Here is a 209-nt window from a genome sequence, read left to right as displayed (position 1 = left end):
GGGCCTGAACGCCAACCGCGGCGCCGGAAAATATTGGGTGCCTGCGGCTACGCCCTCGACGCCGTGGAGGCCGGCGTGATGGTGACCGAGGCCGAGCAGAGCTGCTGCGTGGGCCTGAACGCCAACCGCGGCGCCGGAAAATATTGGGTGCCTGCGGCTACGCCCTCGACGCCGTGGAGGCCGGCGTGATGGTGACCGAGGCCGAGCAG

At 70.3% G+C, this 209-nt stretch carries 1 protein-coding gene; it reads left to right on the top strand.

Translation table 11 applies throughout. The features are described from left to right. Positions 1-189, top strand: a 189-nt coding sequence (locus BEN49_RS28295) for a hypothetical protein (protein ID WP_158022997.1), incomplete at its 5' end; no start/stop codon positions are given. Positions 190-209 lie beyond the last annotated feature (20 nt).

The sequence above is a fragment of the Hymenobacter coccineus genome (assembly GCF_001816125.1).
Lineage (GTDB): Bacteria > Bacteroidota > Bacteroidia > Cytophagales > Hymenobacteraceae > Hymenobacter > Hymenobacter coccineus.
Note: the sequence above shows the minus strand (reverse complement) of the source record. Positions and strands in the feature narration are given on the sequence as shown.